Source organism: Pseudomonas sp. 4CAES_32.4 (genome assembly GCF_058136335.1).
Genome location: NZ_CM176882.1, coordinates 2,219,427 through 2,232,792, shown reverse-complemented (window position 1 = coordinate 2,232,792; position 13,366 = coordinate 2,219,427). Strand labels below are relative to the sequence as shown.

The window sequence follows — 13,366 nt, the reverse complement described above, 5'->3', positions numbered from 1 at the left end:
CTTAACCCTCCTTGACCAGGCCGAGATCGGTCAGCACGTTGCGGGTAGCGTTGTAATAACGCACATACCCGGTGCAACGGCAGACGTGATGGCCGAGGCTGTCCTCGATGACCTGTTCCAGTTTGCTTTTGACGATCGGCTGGCGTTGCAGCTTCTCGACCAACACGGTCGCGGCGTTGACGAAGCCCGGTGCACAGTAGCTGCACTGGAAGGCGAATTCGTCGACGAAGCGCTGCTGGATCGGGTTCAGCTCAGTCACCTGACCGTTTTCGTCACGCTTGGCGTGGCTCTCGATGGTACGGACTTTCTTGCCTTCGAAGTAATGCGCGCCGGTGATGCAGGTGCGCACTTCTTCGCTGGTGCCGTCCGGGTTGTCGACGATCACCACGCAGGCGTGGCAGATGCCTTGGCCGCAGCCCAGACGCGAACCGGTGAGGTTTTTGTATTCGTGCAGGTAATCGATCATCGGCAGGTCATCAGGGATGTCCACCGGGCCGACGGATTGACCATTGAGGGTCAGTTGAAGCGGACGGTTAGCCATTGAGGGCCTCCTTGATGCGCGCAGCAGTGATTGGCAGATCGCGAACACGTTTACCGATGGCATGCGCCACGGCGTTACCGATGGCACCGACAATCGGGATCATCACCACTTCGGCGATGCCTTTGGACGGGTCGCTTGGCGACAGTGCCGGGAGAATCTCCGACGTCTGCTTCCACACCGCAACGTGACGCGCCATCGGCAGACGGTAACGGTTGAAGTTCCAGTCACCCTCCCCCGGCCCGCCTTCGTACAGCGGCATCTCTTCCATCAAGGCGTGACCGATGCCCATGGCGATACCGCCTTCCATCTGGCCCTTGACCAACTCTTCGACCAGCACACGACCGCACTCGACCCACGAATGGTGGTTGAGCACTTCGACTTCTGCAGAACCCTTGTTGACCTTCAACTCGACCAGCGTCGCCACCGGGCTGTAGTAAGTCACCGCAGCGTTGTTCAGTTGCACGACCGGATAATTGATGTTCTGGCGATCCAGCAAGTGGAAACCGGCCGTGTTCATCAGGGCTTTTTTCGCGTTTGGCGCACCGTCGCCGTACTTCACGGCCAGACCGTCGAGCGGCAGGCGTTCACGCACGCCGTCGATGCTGTACTCGGCCTCGGCCCAGCTCCAACGGTTGAAGGCGTGAACGGTGGCGCCGGTCACCAGACCACGCTCGTGAGCGTGCTTGGCCAGCTCTTCAAAACTCAGCGGCTGCATGCCGTTAGCGGTGAGCTTGCCGTCAACCCAGTGCGCATCTTCGCGACGCACGACGTAAGGGTTGGCTTGACCGCCGTAAGGACCCTGACGCCAGATCTCCATGGCCGCCGGCCACAGACCGTTGTTGAACAGCACGCGCGCGGCTTCACGGGTGGCGTGACTGAAGTAGTAGGCAGAGTTGGTCGCCGACGAAGCCGAGGCCAATTTGCCCACCCAACGCGGGTTGCGCAGCAGATTGTCTTGCTCGGCCTGGCTCATGATGTAAGGGTTGCCGCTGGTGATCAGCTGCATTTCCTTCCATTCGGTTTCGCCAGTCTTCACTTCGTGCGCCGGGCTGCCGAGGAAATCGGCCACGACCAGTGCTTGCGAGGTGGACATGCCGGTGCCGATTTCGATACCGATGTGGCGCAAGGTGATACGACCGTCGGCGGTGAATTCGATACTGGCCATCGGCGCTTCGGAACCGGTGCCAAAGTCTTTTTGGCAAATGGCGAAACCGACGCCATACCAGTTGTCCGGGTCTGCGGCCTCGCGCTGTTTCTTGATCGCGTCACGGTTTTTCCAGACTTCGTGCACCGAGGCCTTGTCGAGAATCTCGTGCAGGCGCAGCGCACCGGCCGGGATCGCGCCCTGGGTATTTTTCATACCGGAGCGCAAGGCGTTCTTGCGACGCAGGTCGATCGCATCGACACCGAGGCGATTGGCGATCTCGTCGACCATCATCTCGGTCGCCGCCATGCTCTGCAAGGTGCCGTAACCGCGCATCGAACCGGCCTCAACACCACGCGAGTGGTAGGCGGTGACTTGCAGGTCGTTCTGCGGCATGTAGTAGATCGACTGCGCCGCCGTGGCACCAACGGCCGCTACCGACGGGCTGTAGTTGACCCGGCCGCCGCCATCGACGCTCATTTCGGCGCGGAAAATCTTGAAGCTGTAGTCGTTCTTGTCCACGGCCAATTGGTAGCGGATATCGAACGGGTGACGCTTGATACCGCTTTGAAATTGCTCGTAGCGGTCGTTGGCCAGGCGCACCGGCACACCGGCGCCGTACAACGCGGCAAGAGCTGCGTAGTAGACGAAGATGTTGTGATCTTTGGAACCGTAACCGACGGTGTAACCCGGGTGCATGTTCAGGTTGTCGAGGCCGAAACGCGACGGCGAGATCATTTTCGCGGTCTCGGTCGCTGCCTCCAGCGGGCACTGGGTGGCCACCACGAAATGCAGGGTCTTGGTTTTCGGATCGTACCAGCCGTTGCCGTTGTCCGGCTCCATGGCGGCAGGCTCGATCGACGGGGTCTTGTAGCGCTCGTCGAACACCAGCCAGTTGTCCGGCGGGGTATCGATCTCTTTCTTCATGCGGTCGGCGTAGAACAGGCCACGCTCAGTGAGGTTGCCGTGCAGGTTTGGCTGGGAATTCCATACCGGACGACGATTCTTCAGCATCGGGAACAGGATCGAGTCCTTGAGGCTGGCGAACTCATCTTCGTCCGCCGAGGTCGGGCCGCCCACACGTACATAGCGGAAGCTGCCATACGGATCGCCTTCGTAGAACGGCACTTGAGCACCGTAACGAATCGCCTTGTCATTGAATTTGAGTTTGTTCTTGGCCTGACGGAAACGCTCGAAGTCGTTCCAGATCAGGATGGCTACCGGGTGACCGATGAACATCGGTACCTTGCCTTCCGGCAGCAACGGGTCCGGGGCATGCTCTTCCGGAAAGACGATGCCGTCCTTGTCCAAGTCAGCGGCAGTGACGATGCGGTCCGGCTGCAAGTCAGCGCCAAGCCACGACAGATCGTAACCGGCGTAGATGCGGTCAGCCTTGATGGTTTTCAGCAGCATGGCGTGGCCTTGCTGCTCAGGCCAGCCCGGCATGTCCTTGGAGCGGATGTCGCGAGCAAAAACTTTGCTGCCGCAGACTTTGGACAGTGCATCGTTTCGCTGACGCGCCTTGCCGTTATTGCCGAGCCATTTCTCGGACCGCACGGTAACGCTGTTTTCCATCAAGGCAGCCAGCGCCTGACTGCTGAGCGGCGTGAGCGTAACGCTCACACCCGCCACCAGCCCGCCCTGGAGGAACGAGCGCCGGGATATATCACGGTTGGACATGGATCATCCTCTGGGCGGTTATGTGTCCGCCCTTCTGGTTATCTACTGGGGAATCTCGAGTCTTGCAGAAGCCCTTCTTGGCTAAACAAAAGGCGTGATGACAGTGCAAAGCTGACCGAAAGGTTAACTTTAAAGGTTTCTGCGCTCGCAGCAAACAACCAGATACAAATTTCTGACTAAAGAATCAAAAAAGACAATGCGACTTGGCACCGCATGGGGCCATTTGCCCCACGCCGTACTTATGTAGGAGCTGACGAGTGAAACGAGGCTGCGATCTTTGATCTTGCTTTTGCGATCAAGATCAAAAGATCGCAGCGTGCCGCAGCTCCTACAGGGAGCTGGGTTGCATGATGGGCGCGGAGGTCAAATTCCAGACACAAAAAACCCCGGTCTTTCGACCAGGGTCTTTGCTATCGATTCCGAAACAACCAATGTTGCTTTCGGTGCTTCAAGGCGTTCAGTGGTCCTTGAAGCAGATATGGCGCAGCGGACGGGACTCGAACCCGCGACCCCCGGCGTGACAGGCCGGTATTCTAACCGACTGAACTACCGCTGCGTATCGCTTTGAGCTTGCGCTCAAGTAACTCGTTTTGACTACCAGCTTCGGTGCTTGGCAATCGCGAACCAGATAACTCTGATTCGTAAAATATGGCGCAGCGGACGGGACTCGAACCCGCGACCCCCGGCGTGACAGGCCGGTATTCTAACCGACTGAACTACCGCTGCGCGTCGGTGCAGGCACTTTCAGCCTACGCTCTTGCTTACGCAAGTTTCTCGGGGAGTGGTGGGTGATGACGGGATCGAACCGCCGACATTCTGCTTGTAAGGCAGACGCTCTCCCAGCTGAGCTAATCACCCGTTTGCATCTCCGAGGCCGCGAAATTTACGCAGGTAGCGAACCTAAGTCAATAGCAGGATTGAAGTTTTTTTCAAAAACAGTTTTTAGCGGCAAGCTTCAAGCTACGAGAAAAAGCAAGAACACCCAAAGCAGCACACCACGGTCACGCTTCAACTTGCCGCTCGAAGCTAGAAGCTGCCTTTCACTGCTCGTAAATCATCTTCTTGGTCATGCCGCCATCGACGACGAATTCCTGCCCGGTAACAAACCCGGCATTCCTCGACAGCAACCACGCAACCATCGCCGCCACATCCTCAACCGTCCCTACCCTGCCCGCCGGATGCTGAGCATGATCGGCATCAGCCAACGGCTCGGCTCGACGCGCTGAAGGATCCCGCGCATCGATCCAGCCCGGACTGACGGCGTTGACGCGAATCTCTGGCCCCAGGCTGATCGCCAGCGCATGCGTCAGCGCCAATAACCCACCCTTGCTAGCCGCATACGCCTCGGAGTCTGCCTCCGACTGCCGTGCGCGGGTCGAAGCCAGGTTGACGATCGAACCGTTGTGCGCGCGCAGATATGGCGCACAGTGCTTGGCCAGCAACATCGGCCCACTGAGGTTCACCGCCAACACGCGATTCCAGTAGGCCAGATCAAGGCTTTCCAGGGTGATGTTGTGCGGATCGGCAACGGCCGCATTGCACACCAGCGCATCAAGACGACCAAACTGCCCCAACACCTCAGCGACACCCAGCGCCACCTGGTCCTCATCGGCCACATCCATCGCGATGAACCAGGCATTGTCGCCCAGCACCTTCGCGACTTTCGAACCGCGCGCACGATCCAGATCCGTCAGCACCACTTGCCAGCCTTCGCTGATCAGCCACGCCGCGATCCCAAGACCGATACCGCGCGCGGCACCCGTGACCAGCGCAACGCGGCCATGGGTACCGGCTGTAGGGGTGGACAACTCGATCACAATGCCGCCAGACCGCGCGCCAGGTCGGCTTGCAAGTCAGCGACATCTTCCAGGCCGACCGCAATACGGATCAGGCTGTCACGGATACCCGCCGCTTCACGCTCTTGCGGCGCCAGACGACCGTGGGAAGTGGTGCTCGGGTGGGTGATGGTGGTTTTACTGTCGCCGAGGTTAGCAGTGATCGAAATCAAGCGAGTGGCATCGATGAAGCGCCAGGCACCTTCTTTGCCGCCCTTCACTTCGAAACTTACCACCGCACCGAAGCCTTTCTGCTGACGCTGAGCCAATTCATGCTGCGGATGGCTCTTGAGGCCGGCGTAATGCACTTTCTCGATGCCATCCTGCTGCTCCAGCCATTCGGCCAGCTCCTGGGCATTGGCGCAGTGCGCTTTCATTCGCAGGTTCAGGGTTTCCAGACCTTTGAGGAAGATCCACGCATTGAACGGGCTCAGGGTCGGCCCGGCAGTGCGCAGGAAGCCGACGATTTCTTTCATCTGCTCGCTGCGACCGGCGACCACGCCACCCATGCAACGGCCCTGGCCGTCGATGAACTTGGTCGCCGAGTGCACAACAATGTCCGCACCCATTTTCAGCGGCTGCTGCAAGGCAGGCGTACAGAAGCAGTTGTCGACTACGAGCATCGCGCCTTTGGCGTGAGCGATTTCCGCCAGTGCGGCGATGTCGACCAGCTCAGCCAAAGGATTCGACGGCGATTCGACGAAGAGCAATTTGGTATTCGGTTTGATTGCCGCGTCCCAACCCGAAAGATCGGCCAGTGGCACGTAATCGACTTCCACGCCAAAACGCTTGAAGTACTTCTCGAACAGACTGATGGTCGAACCGAACACGCTGCGCGAGACCAGCACGTGATCGCCAGCACTGCACAGGCTCATGACCACTGCCAGAATCGCCGCCATGCCGGTTGCGGTCGCAACGGCTTGCTCGGCGCCTTCCAGCGCAGCAATGCGCTCTTCGAACGCACGCACGGTCGGGTTGGTGTAACGCGAGTAGACGTTGCCCGGCACTTCACCGGCAAACCGTGCAGCTGCATCGGCCGCCGTGCGGAACACGTAGCTGGAAGTGAAGAACATCGGATCACCGTGCTCACCTTCCGGCGTACGGTGCTGACCGGCACGTACGGCCAGGGTATCGAACGCTACGCCTTCAAGGTCGCTGTCCAGCCGACCGGCATCCCATTCCTGACTCATGCTGTCACTCCTTGCCCTGTTCTCGAAAATTAAAAGTCAGATACAAAACCGGCCCCTCAGGGCCGGTAGAAACTCAGTTGTTGTACAGATCGATGATCGCACTGACCGCTTGGGTCTTGATCTTCGAGGAGTCGTTACGCGCCTGCTCGATCTTGTTCAGGTACGCCTCGTCGACGTCGCCGGTGACGTACTTGCCGTCGAACACCGCGCAATCGAAGTTCTCGATCTTGATCTTGCCGCCACCGACCGCTTCGATCAAGTCAGGCAAGTCCTGATAGATCAACCAGTCAGCACCGATCAGATCCGCCACGTCCTGAGTCGAACGGTTGTGCGCAATCAGTTCGTGTGCACTCGGCATGTCGATGCCGTAGACGTTCGGGAAGCGCACCGCCGGAGCGGCCGAGCAGAAGTAGACGTTTTTCGCGCCGGCTTCGCGGGCCATCTGGATGATCTGCTTGCAGGTGGTGCCGCGCACGATCGAGTCGTCGACCAGCATCACGTTCTTGCCGCGGAATTCCAGCTCGATGGCGTTGAGCTTCTGACGCACCGACTTCTTGCGTGCTGCCTGGCCCGGCATGATGAAGGTCCGACCGATGTAACGGTTCTTGACGAAACCTTCGCGGAATTTCACGCCCAAGTGGTTGGCGAGTTCCAGTGCCGCGGTACGGCTGGTGTCCGGAATCGGGATGACCACGTCGATGTCGTGCTCTGGACGCTCGCGCAGGATTTTCTCGGCGAGCTTCTCACCCATGCGCAGACGGGCCTTGTAGACCGATACGCCGTCGATGATCGAGTCCGGACGCGCCAGGTAAACGTGTTCGAAGATGCACGGGGTCAGGGACGGGTTGGTCGCGCACTGACGGGTGTGCAGCTTGCCGTCTTCAGTGATGTAGACCGCTTCGCCCGGCGCCAGGTCGCGAATCAGGGTGAAACCGAGCACGTCCAGCGAAACGCTTTCCGAGGCGATCATGTACTCGACGCCTTCGTCGGTGTGACGCTGGCCGAACACGATTGGACGGATGCCGTGCGGGTCACGGAAACCGACGATGCCGTAACCGGTCACCATCGCCACGACGGCATAGCCACCGACGCAACGGTTGTGCACGTCAGTCACAGCGGCAAACACGTCTTCTTCGGTCGGCTGCAGCTTGCCACGCTGGGCCAGCTCGTGAGCGAACACGTTCAGCAGCACTTCCGAGTCGGAACTGGTGTTGACGTGACGCAGATCGGATTCGTAGATCTCTTTGGCCAACTGCTCAACGTTGGTCAGGTTACCGTTGTGCGCCAGGGTGATGCCGTAAGGCGAGTTGACGTAAAACGGCTGGGCTTCGGCCGAAGTCGAGCTGCCCGCGGTCGGGTAACGGACGTGACCGATACCCATGTGGCCGACCAGACGCTGCATGTGACGCTGTTGAAACACGTCACGCACCAAGCCATTGTCCTTGCGCAGGAACAACCGGCCATCATGGCTGGTCACGATACCGGCAGCGTCCTGGCCGCGGTGCTGGAGCACGGTTAGCGCGTCATACAGCGCCTGATTGACGTTCGACTTACCGACGATACCGACGATGCCACACATGCGACGCAACCCCTACTTAATGGATCTGAACTGAACAACACTCACTGAGGCGTTTTCGCCGACGGCAAGAGTTGCTCCTTGAACGGAATATCAGCGGGTACGCTGATTCCGCTGGCAAGCCACTGACTGCTCCACCCCAGTATCAGGTTTTTGGACCAGTCGGCGACCAATAGAAACTTTGGTACGAGCTGTGATTCTTTCCACCACCCGTCCTGCTGTACCGGCCCCAGGCTCAACAGCCCGACCGCCACGACCACCAGCAACACGCCACGCGCAGCGCCGAAGGCCATGCCGAGGAATCGATCGGTCCCGGACAACCCGGTGACGCGTACCAACTCGCCGATAAGATAATTGATCATTGCGCCCACGATCAGTGTGGCGACAAACATGATGGCACAGCCCGCGATCACGCGAGCCGATGGGGTTTCGATGTATCCGGCGAGGTACTCGGACAGTGAGCCACCGAACATCCAGGCGACGGCTCCTGCGATGATCCAGGTCACCAGCGATAATGCTTCCTTGACGAAGCCGCGGCTCAAACTGATCAAAGCGGAGATGGCGATGATTGCAACGATCGCCCAGTCAACCCAGGTAAATGGCACAGTGCAGCCTACAGACGGATAAGGCGGCGCATTTTAGCAGAGCGCATGTCTCTCGGTAAGCTGCGATTGTCAGTGCATTTCAATCGAGGCGATAGTTTTTAGCCGCGCTCAGGTTGAAAGCGCACAACAAAACCTTTGAGGTTCTGCTGACGACCCAACAGATCACGCAAACGATCGGCTTCGGCGCGCTCGATCAGCGGTCCGACAAACACCCGATTCTTGCCATCGGCCGAACGGATATAGGCGTTATAGCCTTGGCTGCGCAGGGTTTTCTGCAGGCTTTCGGCACTCGCGCGACTCGACAGACTGGCCAGTTGCACCGACCAGCTCACCGACAGGCCATTGGCATCGACGCGGCTTTGCGTGGTGTCCGGCTTGCTCGCTACGGCGCTCGGCCCAGCGGTGATCGGTTGAGCCGGCGCAGGAATCGGCTTCGAAGTTGGCGGTGGCGTGGCTGGCTTGACGATCTGTGCAGGCACTACCGGCGCAGCTGCAACCGGTGCTGAAGGCGCCTCTTGCTCGGCGACCTCGTCATCGGTGGGCACGGGCTCTTGCGGCAAGGCTTGCGGCTCAGGCACGGCGACCGTTTCCATTTGCACTTGCGGCAGGGTCGGTGCCTGCGGAGCAGCCGGCGCCTCGACGGTGACCTGACGCTGCTCATCCTGACGCGAAAACAGCATCGGCAGGAAAATCACCGCCAGCGCCACCAGCACTAAAGCGCCAACCATGCGCTGCTTGTACGCTTTATCCAGCAAAGCCATTTGCCGCTTCCTCCGTGGAGCGCCGGGCCAGCCATTCAAGGGCCTCGGCAACACAATAAAATGATCCGAACAACAGAATCTCGTCGTCGCTGCTGGCCACGGCGCACTGCCCTTCCAGAGCGGCGGCGACACTGTTGTAAGACGTGACCGACGCACCAAGATTCTGCAATGCCGCCTGCAATTCAGCTACCGGGCGAGCTCGCGGCGAATCCAGCGGCGCCACTGCCCAGTGCGCGACACTAGCACTCAACTCGCCGACAACACCATCCAGATCCTTGTCCGCCAGCAGACCAAACACCGCCAGGCGCTTGCCGACCGGCGGCCGCGCGGCCAGACGACGGGCCAGATATTCGGCGGCATGGGGATTGTGACCAACATCCAGCAACACATTCAGGCGCTTGCCGTTCCAACTGAACGAGCGGCGATCCAGGCGCCCTACCACGCGCGTCGCCCGCAAGGCGGCGACGATCTGCTGCGCATCCCACGGCAGACCGAGCAGCAGATAGGCTTGCAACGCCAGCGCGGCGTTTTCCATCGGCAGATCGAGCAGCGGCAAGTCATGCAGCTCAACAGCCTGGCCTTGCGCATCGGTGCCGCGCCACTGCCAGTGCTGATCGGTGATGCCAAGGTCGAAATCGCGTCCACGCAGGAAGAACGGACAGGCCAGTTCACGCGCCTTGTCGAGCAACGGTTGCGGAGGATTCAGATCGCCACACAGTGCAGGCTTGCCCTGACGAAAAATCCCGGCCTTTTCAAAGGCCACGGATTCGCGGGTATCGCCCAGATAATCGGCGTGATCGACGCCAATGCTGGTGACCAACGCGATGTCGGCATCAACCACATTGACCGTGTCCAGACGCCCGCCCAGACCGACTTCCAGCACCACCGCATCGAGTCCGGCCCGTTGAAACAGCCAGAACGCCGCGAGGGTGCCCATTTCGAAGTAAGTCAGGGAAGTGTCGCCGCGCCCGGCTTCGACTGCAGCAAAGGCTTCGCACAGCTGCGCGTCAGTGGCTTCGACGCCATTGAGCTGCACCCGCTCGTTGTAACGCAGCAGGTGCGGAGAATTGTAGACACCAACGCTCAGGCCCTGCGCGCGCAGCAATGAAGCCACGAATGCGCAGGTCGAACCCTTGCCGTTGGTGCCGGTGACCGTGATCACCCGAGGCGCCGGTTGGCCCAGCCCCATGCGGGACGCTACCTGTTGCGAGCGCTCCAGGCCCATGTCGATGGCCGACGGATGCAACTGCTCAAGGTAGGCGAGCCACTCGCCAAGGGTGCGCTCGGTCATAGGCCAGCAGGTACCGGTGGAACCACGATCGGCTCGATTGGCGCGGCGACGAACTTCGGCGTCGGCTTGCCAGTCATCTGCGCGAGCAGGTTACCCAGACGTGGGCGCAGCTCCTGACGGTGGATGATCATGTCGATGGCACCGTGCTCCAGCAGGAATTCACTGCGCTGGAAACCTTCCGGCAGTTTTTCACGCACGGTTTGCTCGATAACGCGCGGACCGGCGAAGCCGATCAGGGCTTTCGGCTCACCGACGATCACGTCGCCGAGCATCGCCAGACTTGCGGAAACACCGCCGTAGACCGGATCGGTCAACACGGAGATGAACGGAATGCCTTCTTCACGCAGACGCGCCAGTACGGCGGAAGTCTTGGCCATCTGCATCAGCGAGATCAGCGCTTCCTGCATGCGCGCACCGCCGGAAGCGGCGAAGCAGATCATCGGGCAACGGTTTTCCAGGGCGTAGTTGGCAGCGCGCACGAAGCGCTCACCGACGATGGCACCCATCGAACCGCCCATGAAGGCGAATTCGAACGCCGAAACCACCACTGGCATGCCCAGCAAGGTGCCGCTGACGGAGATTAGCGCGTCTTTTTCGCCAGTCTGCTTTTGGGCAGCAGTCAGGCGATCCTTGTACTTCTTGCCGTCGCGGAATTTCAGACGGTCAACCGGCTCCAGATCGGCGCCCAGCTCGTTGCGACCTTCAGCATCGAGGAAGATGTCGATGCGCGCACGTGCGCCGATGCGCATATGGTGGTTGCACTTGGGGCAAACGTCCAGGGTCTTTTCCAGCTCTGGACGATACAGCACCGCCTCGCAAGACGGGCACTTGTGCCACAGACCTTCAGGGACCGAGCTCTTCTTGACCTCGGAACGCATGATCGAAGGGATCAGTTTGTCTACTAACCAGTTGCTCATGCTTTTTTTCTCCAGTACCGGCGGCCCGAACGCTCTGGTTCGCAGCCCCGCGTATGCCCTTCAGCTAAATTCATGTGTGTGTGGCGATGGTCGGTGGACAGCCACGGTCAGCGCGAAACATGACCTGCGTGCCATCCCAAAACCCTCAGCCGCGCCTGCTTTGTGCAAGTGCATTGATGGACGGCGGCAGACTGCCAGCCGTCACATCAATATGGAGCTTTGCGTGCAGCGTTGATGAATGCGCGAATCTTTGCGTGATCCTTGATGCCTTTGCTCGCCTCTACCCCGCCACTGACGTCTACCGCGTAGGGTTTCACCCGTGCCACAGCGTCTGCGACGTTCTCTGGGGTCAAACCACCCGCGAGAATCAATGGTTTGCTCAAACCCTGCGGAATCAATGACCAGTCGAACGCCTCACCGGTTCCGCCGGGCACGCCTTCGACGTAGGTATCGAGCAGTACGCCGCTGGCGCTTGGATAGGCATCCACGGCGGCAGCAATGTCATCACCGGCCCTGACCCGCAGCGCCTTTATATAAGGACGATGCCAGCCCTCACAATCTTCAACGACTTCATCGCCATGGAACTGCAGCAGATCCAGCGGCACGGCATCGAGGATTTCCCCCAACTCGCAGCGGCTGGCGTTGACGAACAGGCCCACAGTGGTCACGAACGGAGGCAACGCTTTGATGATCGCTCGTGCCTGCTGCACGCTCACCGCCCGTGGACTCTTGGCGTAAAACACGAAACCGATCGCATCAGCCCCGGCTTCGACGGCGGCCAACGCATCTTCTATGCGGGTAATCCCGCAGATCTTGCTGCGAACGGCTGACATGTCGAGAAAAACTCCAAGGCAAAATCCGGGAAAGTCCCGGATGGTAACAAAAGCGTTCGAGGGCGTCAGCCGTCAAGTTCGGAGAAACCCGTAAGGAAATGTGGCCCGATAAAACGCTCGGGCAACGGGAATTCGTCGTGATATTCGACCTGCACCAGATACAAGCCGTACGGATGCGCGGTCACCCCACCAGAGCGGCGCTCGCGGCTTTCCAGCACTTCCTTCATCCATTCGACTGGACGCTCGCCCGCACCGATAGTCATCAGAACGCCAGCGATGTTGCGCACCATGTGATGCAAAAAGGCATTGGCGCGGATGTCGAGCACGATCATCTTGCCGTGACGGGTCACGCGCAGGTGGTGCATCTTCTTGATCGGCGACTTGGCTTGGCACTGGCCGGCTCGGAAGGCGCTGAAATCGTGGGTTCCGATGAGATACTGCGCGGCCTCGGCCATGCGCTCGGCATCCAGCGGCCGGTGATTCCAGGTGATTTCTTCATTGAGATGCGCCGGGCGAATCTGATCGTTGTAGATCACGTAGCGATAGCGCCGGGCGATGGCTTTGAACCGCGCATGAAAATGCGCCGGCATCACCCGCGCCCAGCTGACACTGATGTCGTGGGGCAGATTGATGTTCGCACCCATGACCCAGGCTTTCAGCGAGCGATCGACCGTGGTATCAAAATGCACCACTTGTCCGCAGGCATGCACGCCGGCATCAGTGCGCCCAGCGCACTGCAAGGAGACCGGTGAGTTGGCGACTTTCGACAAGGCTTTTTCGAGCTCCTCCTGCACCGTTTTCACACCGGTCAGCTGACGCTGCCAGCCGCTGTAGCGCGAGCCTTTGTACTCAACGCCCAGCGCTACGCGGTAAAAGCCCTCGGGGGCCATTTCGGCGACCGGGTTATCTATGTTTGCCAAGGTGGGACAGCCTGCTGTTTTTGCAAAGGCGGGCATTATAAGGCCGTGGTTCGTGGATGCCAGAGAGTTCTCT

11 protein-coding genes and 3 tRNA genes are annotated in these 13,366 nt (G+C 59.8%); all 14 read right to left on the bottom strand.

The genetic code is table 11. The annotated features are described in order from the left end of the window. Nucleotide 1 precedes the first annotated feature (1 nt). Nucleotides 2-541 (bottom strand): (2Fe-2S)-binding protein, encoded by a 540-nt coding sequence (locus tag AC3Y64_RS10075; RefSeq protein ID WP_158953896.1) that lies wholly within the window; start codon nt 539-541, stop codon nt 2-4. Continuing rightward, nucleotides 534-3,365, bottom strand: coding sequence for a xanthine dehydrogenase family protein molybdopterin-binding subunit (locus AC3Y64_RS10070; RefSeq protein WP_489987301.1), 2,832 nt, complete (start codon nt 3,363-3,365; stop codon nt 534-536). Before AC3Y64_RS10070 ends, AC3Y64_RS10075 begins: the two co-directional genes overlap by 8 nt. 479 nt (nt 3,366-3,844) lie before the next feature. Further along, nucleotides 3,845-3,921: transfer RNA gene (locus AC3Y64_RS10065), tRNA-Asp, on the bottom strand. A gap of 93 nt (nt 3,922-4,014) precedes the next feature. Continuing rightward, nucleotides 4,015-4,091 (bottom strand) — tRNA-Asp (locus AC3Y64_RS10060). Between the two features lie 56 nt (nt 4,092-4,147). After that, nucleotides 4,148-4,223, bottom strand: a tRNA-Val gene (locus AC3Y64_RS10055). A 182-nt stretch (nt 4,224-4,405) separates the two neighbouring features. After that, the gene (locus AC3Y64_RS10050) at nt 4,406-5,182 is read right to left on the bottom strand and encodes an SDR family oxidoreductase (protein ID WP_489987300.1); all 777 of its coding nucleotides are present in this window, start codon (nt 5,180-5,182) and stop codon (nt 4,406-4,408) included. Then, complete coding sequence (locus AC3Y64_RS10045) at nt 5,179-6,390, bottom strand: O-succinylhomoserine sulfhydrylase (RefSeq protein ID WP_158954659.1); 1,212 nt, start codon at nt 6,388-6,390, stop codon at nt 5,179-5,181. Before AC3Y64_RS10045 ends, AC3Y64_RS10050 begins: the two co-directional genes overlap by 4 nt. 73 nt (nt 6,391-6,463) lie before the next feature. Further along, a complete protein-coding gene (gene purF, locus AC3Y64_RS10040) occupies nt 6,464-7,969 on the bottom strand; it encodes an amidophosphoribosyltransferase (RefSeq protein WP_007913462.1) in 1,506 nt (501 codons plus the stop codon). A 41-nt stretch (nt 7,970-8,010) separates the two neighbouring features. Next, entirely contained in the window at nt 8,011-8,571 is a 561-nt protein-coding gene (locus AC3Y64_RS10035) for a CvpA family protein (RefSeq protein WP_039771589.1), read from the bottom strand. A 98-nt stretch (nt 8,572-8,669) separates the two neighbouring features. After that, on the bottom strand, nt 8,670-9,332 hold the full coding sequence (locus tag AC3Y64_RS10030) for an SPOR domain-containing protein (RefSeq protein ID WP_489987299.1): 663 nt from the start codon (nt 9,330-9,332) through the stop codon (nt 8,670-8,672). Beyond that, nucleotides 9,316-10,623, bottom strand: a complete 1,308-nt coding sequence (gene folC, locus AC3Y64_RS10025; RefSeq protein ID WP_489987298.1) for a bifunctional tetrahydrofolate synthase/dihydrofolate synthase — start codon at nt 10,621-10,623, stop codon at nt 9,316-9,318. Before folC ends, AC3Y64_RS10030 begins: the two co-directional genes overlap by 17 nt. Beyond that, a complete protein-coding gene (gene accD, locus AC3Y64_RS10020) occupies nt 10,620-11,540 on the bottom strand; it encodes an acetyl-CoA carboxylase, carboxyltransferase subunit beta (RefSeq protein ID WP_007913458.1) in 921 nt (306 codons plus the stop codon). The genes folC and accD overlap by 4 nt, the downstream gene beginning before the upstream one ends. A gap of 206 nt (nt 11,541-11,746) precedes the next feature. Next, nucleotides 11,747-12,373 carry a phosphoribosylanthranilate isomerase gene (locus tag AC3Y64_RS10015; RefSeq protein ID WP_489987297.1) on the bottom strand — a complete coding sequence of 209 codons (627 nt, stop codon included), beginning with the start codon at nt 12,371-12,373 and terminating at the stop codon, nt 11,747-11,749. Between the two features lie 65 nt (nt 12,374-12,438). Next, nucleotides 12,439-13,263 carry a tRNA pseudouridine(38-40) synthase TruA gene (truA, locus tag AC3Y64_RS10010; protein WP_178113651.1) on the bottom strand — a complete coding sequence of 275 codons (825 nt, stop codon included), beginning with the start codon at nt 13,261-13,263 and terminating at the stop codon, nt 12,439-12,441. Nucleotides 13,264-13,366: the final 103 nt, after the last annotated feature.

Excerpts from the sequence above, each read along its gene's own strand:
- AC3Y64_RS10075 (WP_158953896.1), bottom strand. The coding sequence starts at position 541 with ATGGCTAACCGTCCGCTTCAACTGACCCTCAATGGTCAATCCGTCGGC.
- AC3Y64_RS10070 (WP_489987301.1), bottom strand. The coding sequence starts at position 3,365 with ATGTCCAACCGTGATATATCCCGGCGCTCGTTCCTCCAGGGCGGGCTG.
- AC3Y64_RS10045 (WP_158954659.1), bottom strand. The coding sequence starts at position 6,390 with ATGAGTCAGGAATGGGATGCCGGTCGGCTGGACAGCGACCTTGAAGGC.
- purF (WP_007913462.1), bottom strand. The coding sequence starts at position 7,969 with ATGTGTGGCATCGTCGGTATCGTCGGTAAGTCGAACGTCAATCAGGCG.
- AC3Y64_RS10030 (WP_489987299.1), bottom strand. The coding sequence starts at position 9,332 with ATGGCTTTGCTGGATAAAGCGTACAAGCAGCGCATGGTTGGCGCTTTA.
- folC (WP_489987298.1), bottom strand. The coding sequence starts at position 10,623 with ATGACCGAGCGCACCCTTGGCGAGTGGCTCGCCTACCTTGAGCAGTTG.
- accD (WP_007913458.1), bottom strand. The coding sequence starts at position 11,540 with ATGAGCAACTGGTTAGTAGACAAACTGATCCCTTCGATCATGCGTTCC.
- AC3Y64_RS10015 (WP_489987297.1), bottom strand. The coding sequence starts at position 12,373 with ATGTCAGCCGTTCGCAGCAAGATCTGCGGGATTACCCGCATAGAAGAT.
- truA (WP_178113651.1), bottom strand. The coding sequence starts at position 13,263 with ATGGCCCCCGAGGGCTTTTACCGCGTAGCGCTGGGCGTTGAGTACAAA.